Genomic DNA, 15,797 nt, shown 5'->3' with positions numbered 1-15,797 from the left:
CTATTTAAAATGTAATTGCTATTAGCAAAATTTGGAGGTTTTTCTCATGTCGAACAATGTAATTACAACTGGATCTCCTTGGTCAGTATTCTCTGGTCCGAACTTAGGGTATGTAATGGAACAATATGAACTGTTCTTACAAAACCCTGACGAAGTTGATTCGGAATTAGCTTCATTATTCCAACAATTTGGTGCTCCAGTACTAGAAGAAACTTCAAGTGGTGCGCAAATGGCTCAAACAGGAGATTTTAATAAAGTATTGGCAGCTGTAAAATTAGCAGATGCAATACGAGCTTTTGGGCATTATGGAGCGGACGTATACCCACTGAAAGACCGTCCATTAGATTTTTCAAAAATTGAGCCACAAGCATACGGATTAACAGATGCAGATTTAGCTGAATTACCTGCTTCACTATTCTTAAATAATGTCCCTGCAAACGTTTCCAACGGTAAACAAGCGATTGATTATTTACGTTCACTTTACACTGAAAAAATTGGATTCGAATATGCACATGTAGAAGATCAATCCGAAAGAAATTGGATTCAATCAAAAATTGAATCAGGATTCTTCAAACAAAAACTATCTGCAGATGAGAAAAAAGCCGTATTAGAAAAACTTACTCGCGTTGAAAACTTTGAAAAATTCATTCATAAAACATTCGTTGGTCAAAAAAGATTCTCTATTGAAGGTTTAGATACATTAGTAGTTTTAATTGATGAAATCGTAAAATCCGCAGAAAAAGATCAAATGAAATTTTTACAAATCGGTATGGCACACCGCGGACGTTTAAATGTATTAACACATATCGTAAACAAGCCATACGCTATGATGTTTGCAGATTTCGCACACGTTCCAAACGATTACTTCTTCCCTGAAGATGGTTCAATTGAAATTGCAAAAGGTTGGACTGGCGATGTGAAATATCACATGGGTGCAACTTATCACAAACCATCTGGATTAACGGTAAAACTTGCATACAACCCTTCACACTTAGAAGTAGTTAGTCCTGTTGTAACTGGTTCAACGAGAGCAGCTCAAGAAGATACATCTAATCCTGGAGAACCAGTGCAAGATACATCAAAAGCACTAGCTGTTCTTGTTCATGGAGATGCAGCATTTAGCGGTGAAGGAATCGTACAAGAAACATTTAACTATGCTGGAACAAAAGGATTCTCTACTGGCGGTTCTATCCACATTATCTCCAATAACATGATTGGATTTACAACAGAATATTACGATTCTCGTTCAACACACTATTCATCAGATGTAGCAAAAGGATACGGTATTCCTGTAGTGCACGTGAATGCAGATGATCCTGAAGCAGTTATTCAAGTAGCAAAATTTGCTTTTGAATATCGTCAAATGTTCGGTAAAGATATTTTAATTGACTTAATTGGTTACCGCAGATTTGGACACAATGAAACTGATGATCCGACTGTAACAAATCCAAAAACATACTTAATTGTTGATAAACATCCTACAGTTCGTGAACTTTATGGTGAACGAGTTGTAAATGAAGGTATTGTAACAAAAGAATTCGTAGAACAGTTAAACCAAGAAATTTATGGCGAAATGCAAAAAAGTTACGATCATGTTAAAGCAGTAGGCGAAGAAAAGGGTCATCATCTCGAAGTGGAAATTCCTGAAGAGGTGAAACAACCTTATCCACAATTAGAAACAGGTGTTTCTGCTGAGGAATTAAAACAAATTAACGAAGAATTGTTAGCATGGCCTGAAAACTTTGAGCCTCAAAACAAATTGGCAAGAATTCTAAAAAGACGTGTTGAAGCGCTAGAAACAGGTAAAATTGACTGGGGTCATGCAGAAACATTAGCGTTTGCATCAATTTTACGTGAAGGAAACCCAATTCGTCTGACTGGGCAAGATGCTCAACGTGGTACTTTCTCGCAACGTCATTTAGTACTACATGATAAAAATAACGGTTCTGAATGGACGCCATTACACAATATTTCAGGAGCTAAAGCTTCCTTTAGTGTATTCAATTCTCCATTAACAGAAGCGGCAATCGTAGGTTATGAATATGGTTATAACCTGGAAAATGAGAAAGCATTAACAATTTGGGAAGCACAATTCGGGGACTTCGCAAATATGGCTCAAGTAATGTTTGATAACTTCATTACAGCTGCTCGTTCTAAATGGGGTCTTAAATCTGGATTAGTTCTTTTATTACCAAATGGTATGGAAGGACAGGGGCCAGAACACTCTGCAGCACGCATTGAACGTTACTTGCAATTATGTGCTGAAAATAACTGGATTGTTGCAAACTGTTCAAATGCCGGAAACTACTTCCACTTATTACGTCGACAAGCGAAAATGCTTGGAACTGAAGGAGTGCGTCCATTAGTAGTTGCAACACCAAAATCATTATTGCGTCATCCATTAGCTGCAGCTACATTAGAGCAATTATCTGAAGGAAAATTCGAGGAAGTCATTGAACAACCAGGACTCGGACAAAATCCTAAAAAAGTGGAACGCATTATTTTAGCTTCTGGTAAAGTGACAATTGACTTAGCAGAAGCAATTAAAGACGGTGAAGGATTCGAAAAACTTCACATCCTTCGCATTGAACAATTATATCCATTCCCAATGGAAAAACTTTCTGAAATCATTGCGAGATACCCTAACGCGAAAGAAATTGTTTGGGTACAAGAGGAACCTAGAAACCAAGGTCCTTGGAAATTTGCCTTAGAATACTTACTTGAATTAGCTGAAGGCAAAAAAGTACGTTATGTTGGACGTCCAGAAATGTCTTCTACTTCAGAAGGTGACATGGACTCACATAAAGTTGCTCAAGCTAAAGTAATTAACGACGCTTTAGCAGATTTGTAATCTTGCATAATTTACGTTAAGATTTAACAGTGTTGAGAATTAAAGGAGGATATAAAAAGTGGCTGAAATTAAAGTCCCTGAATTAGCAGAATCGATTACGGAAGGTACAATTGCACAATGGGTGAAAAAAGTTGGAGATCGCGTTGAGAAAGGCGAATTCATTGTTGAATTAGAAACAGATAAAGTAAATGCAGAAATTATTTCTGAAGAAGCAGGAGTATTAACTCAAATTTTAGCTGAAGAAGGCGATACAGTATTAGTTGGCCAAACAATTGCGATCGTTGAGCCTGTTGAAGGTGGAGCTGAACCTACTCCAGCACCTCAAGCAGAACCTGCAAAAGAAGCGGTTAAAGAGGAACAACCACAAGCTCCTCAAGCACAACCAGCACAAGCTGCACCGGTTGTTGAGGAAACATCTAATGAGCGCGTAGTAGCTTCACCAGCTGCACGTAAACTTGCTCGTGAAAAAGGCATTGATTTAGCAGCAATTTCACCAGTAGACCCACAAGGCCGAGTTCGTGTACAAGATGTTGCTGCTCATGCTGCTAAACCAGCACAACCAGTGCAAGCAGCACAACCTGTAGCACCTGCTGTAACTGTAGATGAATCTCGCGTTACAGTTGAAAGAATGAGCCGTCGACGTCAAACAATTGCAAAACGTCTTCTTGAAGTTAAACAAAATACGGCAATGTTAACAACATTCAACGAAATTGACATGACAAATGTGATGGAACTTCGCAAACGCAAACAAGAACAATTTGTGAATGAGAATGGTATAAAACTTGGATTCATGTCATTCTTCACAAAAGCAGTAGTTGCTGCATTGAAAAAATATCCTTATGTAAATGCACAAATTGTTGGCGATGAAATTCATAAATTTAACATTTATGATATCGGTATTGCGGTATCTACAGAAGAAGGTTTAGTAGTTCCAGTTGTACGTGATGCAGATCGCAAAAACTTCGCTGAAATTGAAAGAGAAATTGCAGAACTTGCTCAAAAAGCACGTGAAAAGAAATTAGCAATTTCTGATTTACAAGGCGGAACATTTACAATTACAAATGGCGGTATCTTTGGTTCATTAGCTTCAACACCAATTATCAATGGTACGCAAGCAGGTATCCTTGGTATGCACTCAATTGTAAACCGTCCAGTAGCTGTAAACGGCCAAGTTGAAATTCGTCCAATGATGTATGTGGCACTTTCATACGATCATCGAATCATTGATGGTAAAGATTCAGTTGGATTCTTAAAAACAGTTAAAGAATTAATCGAAAATCCTGAAGATTTACTTCTAAATTCATAAGAAAATGTATAATATACTCCCCAACTATTTTTGGGGAGTATATTTGGTACTATTAAACTTTTCCTATTTGTTATTGACAAGTAAACACCATTTAGGTTATGCTTCTCTTAACAATTGAATATTCTAGCCTCACTTGGTAGGGTAGAGGCGCGGTATTTATTAGTTTCTCATGGAGCTTGAGCGAGTGAAGAAGTGGGAAAGAAGGAAATATCGCCGAAGTGTAGTTATTTGCTCAGATAACTATGCTGGGGTTACAGTGAATAACTGTAACACTGTCTTACATGTTTATATGTAAGGTGTGCTATTCCAAAGTGGAACTAGAGGTATTAGTCTAACAAATTGATGCGACCTTAAGTTCTTCTTAGGTCGCTTTTTATTTGTGAAGCTAAGCGAAACAGAGACAGGGGGAATTAAGATGAAAAAGAAATTATTGCTACTTTTCATAACCATGATGACGGTTCTCGTTCTTGCAGCATGTGGTTCAGGAAACAAAGAATCAACAGGTGGAGAATCACAAAAAGATTCAGAATCTTCATCCGAGTCAAAAAGTGTATTAAGAGTAGGTATGGAAGCTGCTTATGCACCATTTAACTGGTCTCAAAAAGATGACTCAAATGGAGCAGTTCCTATTGCAGATTCTAAAGAGTTTGCAAACGGTTACGATGTTCAAATCGCAAAACGTATTGCTGAAGGATTAGGGATGGAGCTTCAAATTGTAAAAACTGACTGGGATGGTTTAATTCCATCATTACAATCTGGTGCAATTGATGCAGTTATTGCGGGTATGTCACCTACTCCTGAACGCATGGAAGTAATCGATTTTACAGACAACTATTATACGAGTGATTTCGTAATTGTTGTGAAAAAAGATGGTCCATATGCAAATGCAAAATCGATTCATGATTTTGAAGGGGCTAAAGTAACAGCACAACAAGGTACTACTCACTACAAAGTAATCGATCAAATGACTGGCGTTAATAAACAAGTACCAGCTACAGATTTTGGCCAAATGCGAATCCAATTATCTTCTGGTGCAATTGATGCTTATATTTCAGAACGTCCAGAAGGGATGTCTGCTGAGGCAGCAATTGAAGGATTTACTTACATTGTTCCAGAAGACGGATTTGAGGCTGATGAATCTGATACAGCAATCGCTGTTGGCTTGAAAAAAGGTTCGGACTTAAAAGATAAAATTAACGAAATTTTAGCTGGTATTACGGAAGATGAACGTCATCAAATCATGGAAGAAGCTATTAAAAATCAACCATCACAACAATAGTGTGGTGAAAGGTTGTCTTGAGATTCTCTATAAGACAACCTTTTTCCATTTTCCTTCCCTGTAAAGTTATTTACTGTGCTTAACTTTAATTCTTCTAAGTGCGAACAAAAAAACAATAAGGGGATTTCTTTATGTCTTTCTTAGAAACAGTTTGGAATATTTTTCAGAATAACTGGGATTTGTTTTTGCGAGGAGCATGGATTGCATTAATTCTTGCGATATTAGGTACGATTTTTGGTGCGATTATCGGATTTTTCATCGGGGTTATGCACACGATTCCATTGCAAAAAAAATCCTTTAAAACATATGCATTAAAAACTATTAATTTTATACTAACTTGCTATGTTGAACTATTCCGTGGCACTCCAATGATGGTACAAGCGATGGTTGTGTTCTACGGACTCTATGCCATTGATATTCAATTAAATCGCTTTGTTGCTGGTTTAATTGTTATCAGCTTAAATACAGGTGCTTATATGGCAGAGTATGTGCGTGGTGGAATTGTTTCAATCGATAAAGGACAATACGAGGCCAGTGAAGCGATTGGTATGAATCATTTTCAAACAATGTTCTATATTATCCTTCCTCAAGTAGCTCGAAATATTTTACCAGCGACTGGTAACCAGCTCGTTATGAATATAAAGGACTCTTCTGTACTAAGTGTCATTAGTGTAGTTGAATTATTCTTTACAACGAACTCTGTTGCGGGTAGTACATATCGTTATGCAGAAGCATTCTTAATTGCCTGCGTATTGTACTTCATTATGACATTCACTGTAACTCGTATTCTTCTTTGGTTTGAGAAGAAAATGGATGGACCTGATTCGTACCGAGTGGAGCTTGTGACAGGAAACAAGCCGATAAAGGATGGTGAGTAATGCTATGACAGTGGTCATTGATATCAAACATTTAAATAAAACATTCGGCAATCATGAAGTATTGAAAGATGTCAATTTCCAAGTAAGAAAAGGGGAAGTTGTAACGTTAATTGGAGCTTCAGGATCAGGAAAATCCACATTATTGCGTTGCATTAACTTGCTGGAAACTCCTACAGGCGGTGAGATTATTTTTAATGGAGAAAATATTTTAACGGAAGGTTACAATAAAGAAAAATATCGTACGCACTTAGGTATGGTATTCCAGCAGTTTAACTTATTTAATAACTTGGATGTATTAGGGAATTGTATAGTCGGACAAGTAAAAGTATTGAAACGTTCAAAAGAGGAAGCCATAAACAATGCGATGAAATATTTAACGATTGTTGGAATGGATCGCTATAAGAATGCGCGACCTCGACAACTTTCAGGTGGACAAAAACAGAGGGTTGCCATTGCAAGAGCTTTAGCAATGAATCCAGACGTGATGTTATTTGATGAACCGACTTCTGCCCTTGACCCAGAAATGGTAGGGGAAGTATTAAAGGTTATGCGAGACCTTGCGAAGGCTGGAAATACAATGTTAATTGTTACCCATGAAATGGAATTTGCAAAAGAAGTTTCAGATCGTGTCGTGTTTATGGATAAAGGGGTCATCGTTGAAGAAGGGCCTCCTGAACAAGTACTAGTCAACCCAATACACGAAAGAACAAAAGAGTTCTTAAGACGAACATTAAATAAATAAGATGGAACGGGGCTGTCTAGAAAAGTCAATCACTTTCTGAACAGCCTTATTTCTTAATACTAATATTCTCTTGAAAACTTTGCTCCTGTGGTAGTCACATCAAACGCGCCTCCTCGTCGCAATTTATCTGCGTCGAAAGCACTAGCGACAGCGCAATTTATCTGCGGCGAAAGCGCTAGCGACAGCCGCAATTTATCTGCGGCGAAAGCATGTGCGACAGCCGCAAAGGGGGTGTCTCAAAATGACTTGTCAGACGCGCCCTTTTAACTTACTTTATTTTGAAATTGTTTGATATGTTGAGCAATGGCTAAATTGAATAGTTCTGGTCGTTCGATATTCGGCAAATGTCCTGTATTTTCAAAAATAATTAAATTGGAAGACTTAATCATGTAATGCATTAAATAGGCATTTTGAATAGGTACTACTTTATCTTCTAGAGAACCAATGATCAGTGTTGGCACATTAATGGTCAATAAATCATAAAAATAGTTTCTTCCAAAAGCTGATTGAACCGATTGTAAATACGTATCTTTTCGAATGTGAAAAGCATTCTTTGCTAATTCATAAACCTTTTGTTCTTCAGGATTGTATAAACATTTTTTGATGAGCCGTTCATTCAGTTGTTCGAGTGACGATTTTTTTAAAAATCGTTTTGTTTTTTCAAGAGTAATATTTCCAAGCAAAGTAGGAATATAGTAAGTCGTATTACATAAAATGAGTGATTTTACACGCTTTTTAAAACGCTTACATATTTCTAGTGCAACGATTCCACCGAGTGATAGACCAACAAAATGTGCTTTTTCGATATTTAAATAATCTAATACTTCAATTATGTCTTTTGCAAAAAATTCGACATTGATATTTTCTTTTTCTGGAGAGTCACCATGTCCTCTTAATTCGATGATAATTAATCGATATTGTGTAGTTAGTTCCAATTGGGGAGCCCAAGCTTGTATGCGGTTACCTAATCCATGAATAAAGACTATTTCTTCACCTTTCCCAACATCTAAGTAGTTTAACATCACGATCACCTATTTCATCAGCGTATGTTGAGAAATCACAGGGATGGTTTACTTGATAGTCTTTGCAAATAACAATAAATTTATCAGCCAGAATGGTAAATAACGTTATCATTATTATATGTAAATTGCACAGAAATGTACCGTGACAACTGTACTTATGTTTGGAAAAGTTTCAATAAGGCTTACTGGTGATAGTTGGCGAATATTTTTTAAAAGGGAAAGGAAGAAAAGTAGTTAGTGCTCAAGAAAGGATTTATCTAAAATTCTACTGCAACAGATTTAAAACAAATAAAGAATCATAAATAAGCATACGATAAATTAAGTAAATCGAAATTACCTAATGGACGACAAAATCCTTCAGTATTTGTTAAAATGAAATGTGTTAACTGGACAAGAAGTTTATGAGAGACGATTTTGAAAACTTTCATGTATTTACCTGGCAATTCAATGATATAATTGTAACGATAGTTTAATGAAGAGAGAGGGTATGATGATGCTACACTTAAAATGGAAGGACGCACCTACTATTCGTACAGTAAAATGTGTGAATACAAATGCAAAAAAATATTTAGTATCTAACGTGTTAACTGTTGGGAAAGAATATGAAGTGAAAAATGAAACAGAAGAATTTATTTTTATAGTTGATAATACTGGAAAAGTAGGCGGGTATTATAAAGAGTACTTCGAATAAATAATAAGCACGAGTGTTTTGTATCACTCGTGCTATTTTACTTGCCATCTATTTCATGGATGGTTTGTTCAATCAATTGTTGTTTTTCGTTCCGGTCGGCTTGAATTTGCAATGTTTCTTCGATTGATTCGATAAGCTGTATTTGCGTTTCTTTCAAATGATCCAGTTCTACATGACTTTCGGTAATGCTCGTCATTTCAGCGCTTTTCATCGCTAACTTCTCTGAAGTATTCATTAAATGATGACTTGTCGCATTTGCACGATGTTGGCGATTGAGGTTGACGAGCATGGAAATTTGAGATTGCCATAAAGGGATTGTTGATAATATAGATGACTGAATTTTTTCAATGAGCATTTCATTGGTTGATTGAATCATGCGAATTTGGGGAGCTGTTTGAATAGCTATTTCCCGCGATATTTGTAAATCATACATTCTTCGATCTAGCCATTCCGCCGCATTTTTCATATCGAGTAACTTTTGCCTCATCATGGGGTTGTCCATATCGTTATAATCCTTTTCCACCATTTGCAACTGCTTTTGAAGGTCAAGTCTTTTCATTTCCAAAGCAGCAATGTACAAATTGATTTCTTGAAAATATTCTTCATTTTTTTCATATAACTTATTTAACATATTGTTATCCGTCAATAAATTCTCTTGAGCTCGTTTTAAATGAATCGTTAGACGGTCGATTTGCTTACTTAAGCGATTGTATTGGGAAACGATTTGTTGAATGGAAGTTTTTCGTTTAAATAGTTTTCTTAAAAATCCTTTATCTTGAATGTTGAATTGATCGAGATTCATTGAATCCAACTGTTCAATTAAGGTCGATAAAATCTCTCGAATTGGTGAAGTATCGTTTCTTTGTACTTGAACTAATAATTGATGGGTAAAATGTTTTAGGGATTTTTGAACTTCTTCACCAAAACGAACAATGGCTTCATAGCAAGTACTATCTAGCTCGCTTGCTAAATATAATGCTTTTGACTGCTCTTCTTCAGTAAGGGTAGGGAATACTTTACTCTCCACAATAGAAAAAGAGCTCTCGTTTGGGAACAGTTCAAAACCTTCTGAGCTCTTTTTCTCCATCATTGATTTTCCCTCCCAAATTCTATTTGCTTTTGTTTTTTTTCATGCTCGAGTTTGACATAATCCAACTCCAATTTTAAATTTTCTAAATCAGATGCAAGAGCAGCTTTTAAGTCATCTTCCATCGAACTTTGTAATTTTTTCATCGCTTTTCGAGCCTCTTCAAGAGCGATATGCACATCAGCATCTTTAATTTGCTGTTGTACTAACGTTGCGTAATTTTTGCTCAATTGCACAGCTGAAGGCAGGTGAGAATAGAAGAAATCTTCAACTGTGTAAAATTTTTGCGGATTTGTTTGAACGATATTGACTATTCTTCTAGACAACTTTGTCATTTCATTTAGTAATTTAAAAGAACGAATGGAACGCACTCGAATATATTGCTGTGTTAATAAATTTATGTGGCTTTTTGCTTGTTTTAATTGGGATTCAATATGATTATATTCTGAACGGGTAAAGCCGAGTGCTTTCGTCTTTTTATATTTTTGAACAGATTTAATGATATAATTACTAACTATATAAGTTAGAATGGATGCAATTGGTATGATTAATCCATTCAGAAAACTGATATTTAATTGAACAACTAATATGATAAAAACTGTAAAACTAAAGAAAAAATTGAGTAAATGTCGTATGATGAAGTTGCTTACCCCCAGCATATGCGTACCTCCTCGTGTTCTTAGTATAAATACGTTCGGTGGGGAATAAAAGTTTCAAAAACTTATTTGAATTTATCATTTCTCTATTTAAATGATACTACTTTTTTCACATATTTTTAAAGAGAAGGAATGGGGGAAATACAAAAAATTGGACGTTTAAAAAACGTCCAATTACATCAATTCAAAATTCAATTTTTCATAACCTTGTAAATCATCAAAAGTTTTGATTGACAAACTTGATTTTAGATTTTCACCTTTTTGAATAAAATGTAAAAATTCATCAATAGATTGATTTTTCCCTTCCACATCGATTTCAAGCTGATCGTTTTCATTTATACGAAAATTCCCTTTTAATCCTAATTCTAACGCCTTCTGTTGAATGAAAAATCGGTTGCCAAATCTTTTTTCAGCGACATTGATCATAATGTGCGCCCTCTTTGCCATCACTCCACCTACAATCAATTAAATTTTCATTCAGCCGTGGGTTTTCAACATATGAATTAAATCATTTAAATAGTGAATGACTTTTTCAGAAGCTTTTTCGATTTCTTGCAAATGGATTTCTGCTTGTTGTCGATTTCCTCTACTTAATTCCAAAATTGCATTTTTTGCCGCAATATGAACTTGCTTATGAACGCGCTCTAATTCTTTGAAAGATTCTACATGTTTAAATTTAGCTTGGGTGTCATTTGCATAATACCATTTTCCTAAACGGCAATCTTGGTGGGAGGAAACTTCTTCTGGTGATAATTCTTCAACTCCTAAAATCATGTTATATACCCGCCATTTCCATAATAGATGATCAGTTTTTGATAATTGTAAAAGGGCGGTACTGGATAAGTGAACAGGGTTATTATTGATAATGTCATTTCGGAAACGCATCATTTCTTTACTTAGTGCAAATATACTTTCAGACGTTTGTTTACCTAAGCTATGAATTTGTTCTTGAAGATTGGCCATTTCAGACATACGTTTAGTAATTTCATCAACGGCAGCAGCTTGTTCTTCAGTAATGGAAGCAGTGCTGGCAACATCATGTTTAATACTTTCAATAGCATGTACAATTGAGTTTAATAAAGGTAACGACTGTTTTGCCTCTGAAGTAGCTTCTTTAATCTTCTGTGATGCATCTAGAATGGAATCGGAAACCATATTTGAATATTGTTTAAATGCATCGACATTTTGTGATACTTCATTTAATGCGTTTATTGTTCCTTCAGCTAATTTTCGTACTTCTTGTGCCACAACAGAGAAACCTTTCCCATGTTCACCAGCACGAGCTGCCTCAATAGAAGCGTTAAGTGCTAGTAAATTTGTTTGGTCTGCAATTTCGTTTATAATTGTGACGATATTATCAATTTCGTTCACATAGTTTTGTAATTGATGGAATGACTGAACAATTTGTTGGAACGTATTATCCGTTTGAAAAATATCATTTAACGCTTTTTCAATTGTATTTTTTCCGTCGATAACATTGCTTACTGAATCCGTCGTTTTCTCAGAAATTTTCGATGAAGCACGGGCAACTTCTCCAATCGAAGCGGAAACTTGTTCGATTGCTGCGGTGGAATTTTGAATTTCCGTTGTTTGTTGATCAACGCGTTGAATTAAATCTTTCATGTAGATGATTTTCGTATTCGATTCAATTAGCGAAGAAATTTCTGTAATGACATTTTCGATCATTCTTTCTGTTAATACTTCTACCAATAACTCTTGCTCTACATTCATTGCAGCGTTTAATGAGCGCAAATATTCCAATGCTTTATGAGGTTTCATACCAAAGTTATGTAAAATGTGAGTACTAATGTAAAAGGAGAATTGATTAAATAATACGATTAATTTTCCAGTTTCAAAATTATGTATTCTGAATAAGTGAAAAAATTTTATCGCATTTTGTACATACTCATCATTTCGTTCATTAAGAAAAAATTGTTGCAAATATTTTTCAATTTTTTCTTCTGGAATAGGATTTTCGCCTTTCGGTGAAATTTCTTTTAAATAGCGTTGAAAAATATTGCTCATTGTTGGAGTGAAGTTTACAATTTTTTTAAATAATTCTTGTAAATTTTGCTGATCCTTTTTTGTAAAATGATTATATTGTAAGGTTTTTAAAAAACGTCCTGATGCTTCTATATCAGTTCCACGTTCTAATAAATCGTTTAAATGAACTCTTGGTTTAAATGTTAAAACCATACTTAAGTCCTTCCTTTCGATTCAAAAATTACCAAGTTATAGATATTTTAACATATTTTTTATTATGAAAAGAATGGGGTTTTTCAACGTGTATAAAATTATTTATATGAAGGCAGACTTTGAACCTTGGTGGCAATTTGAAGGTTGGGAATCACATATTGTGTCAGAAGAAGTTTTTGATACGAAAGAACAATTTGAAGTTGCAATTAAAGAAACTCTTAATGTGTTTAGAAAAAAATTTGACCATGAGGAGAGCAGGGAAGGAAAGTATTTTGCCTTTTGGTCGGAAGATGAAAAAACTTATTGTGAAGCTTGTGATGATGAATTACAAATTTTTCATGGTATAATTGTGCAACAACTTGAATATAATCAATAATAGTAACAAAATATATCCCGATCCATTCGAGAACGATTTCAAATCTGTATAAAAATCGTTTGACATTTTGTAATATGGTGGTATAATGTAAATACAATTGAATTGTAAGGCCGGAAACAAGTGATTCACATATTACAAAGAGTGATCGGTGTTTTTGTCGGTACTCTTCGTAATATGTGAATTTTTTTATTCTGGTAATAAAAACAATTCCATATTGTAAAAATATTTTTATTTTTTTGGAGGTTTTTTTAATGAAACAAGGTACAGTAAAATGGTTTAACTCAGAAAAAGGTTTTGGATTCATCGAAGTTGAAGGCGAAAACGACGTATTCGTACACTTCTCAGCTATTCAAGGTGAAGGTTTCAAAACTCTTGATGAAGGTCAAAAAGTGGAATTCGAAGTGGTTGAAGGCAACCGCGGACCTCAAGCTTCTAACGTTGTTAAATTATAATTATAAACGAACTTAAATATGATGAGGCATCCATTTTTGGACGCCTCTTTTTATTTTCGATATGGAAACATCATTTTCTTACAGAGAATGATGTTTTTTTGTTTCTGTTTTTAGTAAAAATTCCTCTTTCTTTTAAATTGCAATCTTAACATTTTCTGCATCCAAAAGTAGTGCAAATTTACAATCTCTTAACAATTCCTTTAAACAAGATCAATATATGAATTTTATAGTGGGAAATGTAGTGAGAATTAAACTATTAAACGACGGAGGAAATGTCAAATGAAAAAGTGGAAGTTCTTAACGATGACTGCAATGGTAAGTTCTGCATTATTACTTGGAGCATGTGGCGGAGAAAAAAATGAAGCTGGGACAAACGTTGGAAATACACCACAACAAGCAGAAAATGGAGAAGCACAATTAGCAGGCTCTGTAACAGGTGATGGTTCTTCAACTGTTGCCCCTATTGTTGAAGCGCTTGTGGAAGAATATGCTGCTGTTGAACCAAATGTACAAGTATCTGTAGGGGTATCTGGAACTGGTGGAGGATTTGAAAAATTCATCGCCGGCGAAACGGATTTCTCAAATGCTTCACGAGAAATTAAAGAAGAAGAAGCTCAAGCTTTAAAAGATGCGGGCATTGAATATACAAAATTTGAAATAGCTTATGACGGAATCACTGTCGTAATTAATTCAGATAACGATTGGGCTACGGATTTAACAATTGAACAATTAAAAGAAATTTGGATTGAAGACGGAAAAGTGAAAAAATGGTCTGATCTTGATCCATCTTGGCCAGATGAAGAAATTGTCTACTATGCACCGGGAACAGATTCAGGTACCTTTGACTATTTCGACGAAGTCATTTTGGAAGGTGAAGATTTAGTTCGATCAGCTCAATTGTCTGAAGATGATAACGTAATTGTTCAAGGCGTTGCTTCTGATAAAAACGCTATCGGATTCTTTGGCTATGCTTACTATTTGGAAAATCAAGATAAATTAAAAGCGGTACGCGTGAACGGTATAGAACCATCAAATGAAACAATTGAAAACGGGGAATACACGCCGCTCTCTCGTCCGTTATTTGTATTCGTAAACAATAAAAAAATCACTGAGAATGAATCATTTTACGATTTTATGAAATTCACTTTAGAAAACGCTGGCGACATGGCTGAAGCTGTTGGATATGTGCGTTTACCTGATGATAAGTATAGAGAAGGGCTGAAAACGTTAGAACAATTTAAATAATCCTTTAGATTGTTAGTGTGTGGGAGGCTTTCACCCACACACTTTGCAGGGTTAGAAGGGAGATTATGAAATGGCTCAAAGCATTGAGAAAGAGCAATCAATCCAACAATTGATTGAGAAATCTCGAAATAAAAAGGGCAAAAAAATCATTGAAAAAATAATGCCTATTTTACTCCTATTAGCAGCACTGATTTCTGTTGTTACCACATTAGGCATTGTCTTTACATTAATTTTCGAGACCTTTGAGTTTTTTAGGAGAGTATCAATTGTCGAGTTTTTATTTGGAACAGAATGGTATCCATTTTCAAGTGGCAGTCCATCCTTTGGTGTTTTACCACTCATATTAGGAACATTCAAAGTGACGCTGATTGCAATAGGTGTAGCTGTTCCGATAGGTTTGTCAGTAGCAATTTATTTAAGTGAATATGCTTCTGACAAAACTCGAAAAATCATGAAACCGATTTTGGAAGTATTAGCAGGTGTACCGACCATTGTCTATGGTTTTTTTGCTCTGACGTTTGTCACACCGATATTACAAACTTTGATACCGTCGCTGAAATTATTTAATGCTCTTAGTCCAGGGATCGTAGTGGGAATCATGATTTTACCTAGCATTATCTCTTTATCGGAAGATGCCATGAATTCTGTACCAAATGCTATTCGAGAAGGAGCTCTCGCGCTGGGTGCTACAAAGCTCGAAGTTTCGTTAAAAGTTGTACTTCCTGCAGCGTTATCCGGCATCGTTGCATCCATTGTATTGGGCATTTCTCGGGCTATCGGTGAAACGATGATTGTCTCCCTCGCCGGTGGTGCAACTCCAACTTTTGATTTCAATATTACGGGTTCAATTCAAACGATGACAGCCTATATCGTACAAGTATCTTCTGGTGATGCTGGTTACGGCACAACAATCTATTATTCCATGTATGCCGTTGGATTTACGTTGTTTATATTCACTTTATTGATGAACTTAGTAGCTCAATATATTTCGAAACGCTTCAGGGAGGAATATTGAT

The 15,797-nt window shown here is 35.4% G+C and carries 15 protein-coding genes and 1 riboswitch; of the genes, 10 read left to right on the top strand and 5 right to left on the bottom strand.

What is annotated here, in order from left to right:
• Positions 1-46: 46 nt before the first annotated feature.
• The 5 genes from NSU17_RS01100 to NSU17_RS01080 all read left to right on the top strand — a co-directional run bounded on the left by NSU17_RS01100 (position 47) and on the right by NSU17_RS01080 (position 7,056).
• The gene (locus NSU17_RS01100) at positions 47-2,851 is read left to right on the top strand and encodes a 2-oxoglutarate dehydrogenase E1 component (protein ID WP_340704046.1); all 2,805 of its coding nucleotides are present in this window, start codon (positions 47-49) and stop codon (positions 2,849-2,851) included.
• A 58-nt stretch (positions 2,852-2,909) separates the two neighbouring features.
• Complete coding sequence (gene odhB, locus NSU17_RS01095) at positions 2,910-4,157, top strand: 2-oxoglutarate dehydrogenase complex dihydrolipoyllysine-residue succinyltransferase (protein WP_016839208.1); 1,248 nt, start codon at positions 2,910-2,912, stop codon at positions 4,155-4,157.
• 134 nt (positions 4,158-4,291) lie between these two features.
• Positions 4,292-4,469: riboswitch (Lysine riboswitch) on the top strand.
• A 103-nt stretch (positions 4,470-4,572) separates the two neighbouring features.
• Positions 4,573-5,436: a transporter substrate-binding domain-containing protein gene (locus tag NSU17_RS01090; protein WP_016839209.1), complete on the top strand. Its 864-nt coding sequence runs from the start codon at positions 4,573-4,575 to the stop codon at positions 5,434-5,436.
• Positions 5,437-5,567: 131 nt separating this feature from the next.
• Positions 5,568-6,314 (top strand): amino acid ABC transporter permease, encoded by a 747-nt coding sequence (locus NSU17_RS01085; protein ID WP_016839210.1) that lies wholly within the window; start codon positions 5,568-5,570, stop codon positions 6,312-6,314.
• A 4-nt stretch (positions 6,315-6,318) separates the two neighbouring features.
• Positions 6,319-7,056, top strand: a complete 738-nt coding sequence (locus tag NSU17_RS01080; protein ID WP_340704045.1) for an amino acid ABC transporter ATP-binding protein — start codon at positions 6,319-6,321, stop codon at positions 7,054-7,056.
• A 263-nt stretch (positions 7,057-7,319) separates the two neighbouring features.
• On the opposite strand, the gene NSU17_RS01075 is transcribed toward NSU17_RS01080, so the two are convergent.
• Positions 7,320-8,078 (bottom strand): alpha/beta fold hydrolase, encoded by a 759-nt coding sequence (locus tag NSU17_RS01075; protein WP_340704044.1) that lies wholly within the window; start codon positions 8,076-8,078, stop codon positions 7,320-7,322.
• Between the two features lie 493 nt (positions 8,079-8,571).
• On the opposite strand from NSU17_RS01075, the gene NSU17_RS01070 reads away from it, so the two are divergent.
• Positions 8,572-8,769, top strand: coding sequence for a DUF6501 family protein (locus tag NSU17_RS01070; RefSeq protein WP_016839213.1), 198 nt, complete (start codon positions 8,572-8,574; stop codon positions 8,767-8,769).
• 37 nt (positions 8,770-8,806) lie between these two features.
• On the opposite strand, the gene NSU17_RS01065 is transcribed toward NSU17_RS01070, so the two are convergent.
• The 4 genes from NSU17_RS01065 to NSU17_RS01050 all read right to left on the bottom strand — a co-directional run bounded on the left by NSU17_RS01065 (position 8,807) and on the right by NSU17_RS01050 (position 12,708).
• Complete coding sequence (locus tag NSU17_RS01065; RefSeq protein ID WP_016839214.1) at positions 8,807-9,859, bottom strand: toxic anion resistance protein; 1,053 nt, start codon at positions 9,857-9,859, stop codon at positions 8,807-8,809.
• Positions 9,856-10,515, bottom strand: coding sequence for a 5-bromo-4-chloroindolyl phosphate hydrolysis family protein (locus NSU17_RS01060; protein WP_016839217.1), 660 nt, complete (start codon positions 10,513-10,515; stop codon positions 9,856-9,858). The genes NSU17_RS01065 and NSU17_RS01060 overlap by 4 nt, the downstream gene beginning before the upstream one ends.
• 171 nt (positions 10,516-10,686) lie before the next feature.
• Positions 10,687-10,959, bottom strand: coding sequence for an acylphosphatase (locus NSU17_RS01055; protein ID WP_026019132.1), 273 nt, complete (start codon positions 10,957-10,959; stop codon positions 10,687-10,689).
• A 30-nt stretch (positions 10,960-10,989) separates the two neighbouring features.
• A complete protein-coding gene (locus NSU17_RS01050) occupies positions 10,990-12,708 on the bottom strand; it encodes a globin-coupled sensor protein (protein WP_340704043.1) in 1,719 nt (572 codons plus the stop codon).
• Between the two features lie 88 nt (positions 12,709-12,796).
• Here NSU17_RS01050 and NSU17_RS01045 point away from each other — a divergent pair, with 88 nt between their 5' ends.
• The 4 genes from NSU17_RS01045 to pstC all read left to right on the top strand — a co-directional run bounded on the left by NSU17_RS01045 (position 12,797) and on the right by pstC (position 15,796).
• Positions 12,797-13,084, top strand: coding sequence for a DUF1033 family protein (locus NSU17_RS01045; protein ID WP_016839224.1), 288 nt, complete (start codon positions 12,797-12,799; stop codon positions 13,082-13,084).
• Between the two features lie 251 nt (positions 13,085-13,335).
• The gene (locus NSU17_RS01040; protein ID WP_340704042.1) at positions 13,336-13,536 is read left to right on the top strand and encodes a cold-shock protein; all 201 of its coding nucleotides are present in this window, start codon (positions 13,336-13,338) and stop codon (positions 13,534-13,536) included.
• A 279-nt stretch (positions 13,537-13,815) separates the two neighbouring features.
• Positions 13,816-14,781 (top strand): PstS family phosphate ABC transporter substrate-binding protein, encoded by a 966-nt coding sequence (locus NSU17_RS01035; protein ID WP_340704041.1) that lies wholly within the window; start codon positions 13,816-13,818, stop codon positions 14,779-14,781.
• Between the two features lie 70 nt (positions 14,782-14,851).
• Entirely contained in the window at positions 14,852-15,796 is a 945-nt protein-coding gene (pstC, locus tag NSU17_RS01030) for a phosphate ABC transporter permease subunit PstC (protein ID WP_016839227.1), read from the top strand.
• The last annotated feature ends 1 nt before the right edge of the window (position 15,797 follow it).

This window comes from Ureibacillus sp. FSL K6-2830 (assembly GCF_038004145.1).
Classification (GTDB): Bacteria; Bacillota; Bacilli; order Bacillales_A; family Planococcaceae; genus Ureibacillus; species Ureibacillus thermosphaericus.
The sequence above is the reverse complement of the archived record's forward strand: the minus strand, read 5'-3'. Positions and strand labels throughout refer to the sequence as shown.

Bases quoted from the DNA above. Each gene is read 5' to 3' on its own strand.
- pstC (WP_016839227.1), top strand. From the start codon at position 14,852: ATGGCTCAAAGCATTGAGAAAGAGCAATCAATCCAACAATTGATTGAG.
- NSU17_RS01070 (WP_016839213.1), top strand. From the start codon at position 8,572: ATGCTACACTTAAAATGGAAGGACGCACCTACTATTCGTACAGTAAAA.
- NSU17_RS01065 (WP_016839214.1), bottom strand. From the start codon at position 9,859: ATGATGGAGAAAAAGAGCTCAGAAGGTTTTGAACTGTTCCCAAACGAG.
- NSU17_RS01100 (WP_340704046.1), top strand. From the start codon at position 47: ATGTCGAACAATGTAATTACAACTGGATCTCCTTGGTCAGTATTCTCT.
- NSU17_RS01060 (WP_016839217.1), bottom strand. From the start codon at position 10,515: ATGCTGGGGGTAAGCAACTTCATCATACGACATTTACTCAATTTTTTC.
- NSU17_RS01040 (WP_340704042.1), top strand. From the start codon at position 13,336: ATGAAACAAGGTACAGTAAAATGGTTTAACTCAGAAAAAGGTTTTGGA.
- NSU17_RS01035 (WP_340704041.1), top strand. From the start codon at position 13,816: ATGAAAAAGTGGAAGTTCTTAACGATGACTGCAATGGTAAGTTCTGCA.
- NSU17_RS01080 (WP_340704045.1), top strand. From the start codon at position 6,319: ATGACAGTGGTCATTGATATCAAACATTTAAATAAAACATTCGGCAAT.
- NSU17_RS01090 (WP_016839209.1), top strand. From the start codon at position 4,573: ATGAAAAAGAAATTATTGCTACTTTTCATAACCATGATGACGGTTCTC.
- NSU17_RS01050 (WP_340704043.1), bottom strand. From the start codon at position 12,708: ATGGTTTTAACATTTAAACCAAGAGTTCATTTAAACGATTTATTAGAA.
- NSU17_RS01055 (WP_026019132.1), bottom strand. From the start codon at position 10,959: ATGGCAAAGAGGGCGCACATTATGATCAATGTCGCTGAAAAAAGATTT.
- NSU17_RS01085 (WP_016839210.1), top strand. From the start codon at position 5,568: ATGTCTTTCTTAGAAACAGTTTGGAATATTTTTCAGAATAACTGGGAT.
- NSU17_RS01075 (WP_340704044.1), bottom strand. From the start codon at position 8,078: ATGTTAAACTACTTAGATGTTGGGAAAGGTGAAGAAATAGTCTTTATT.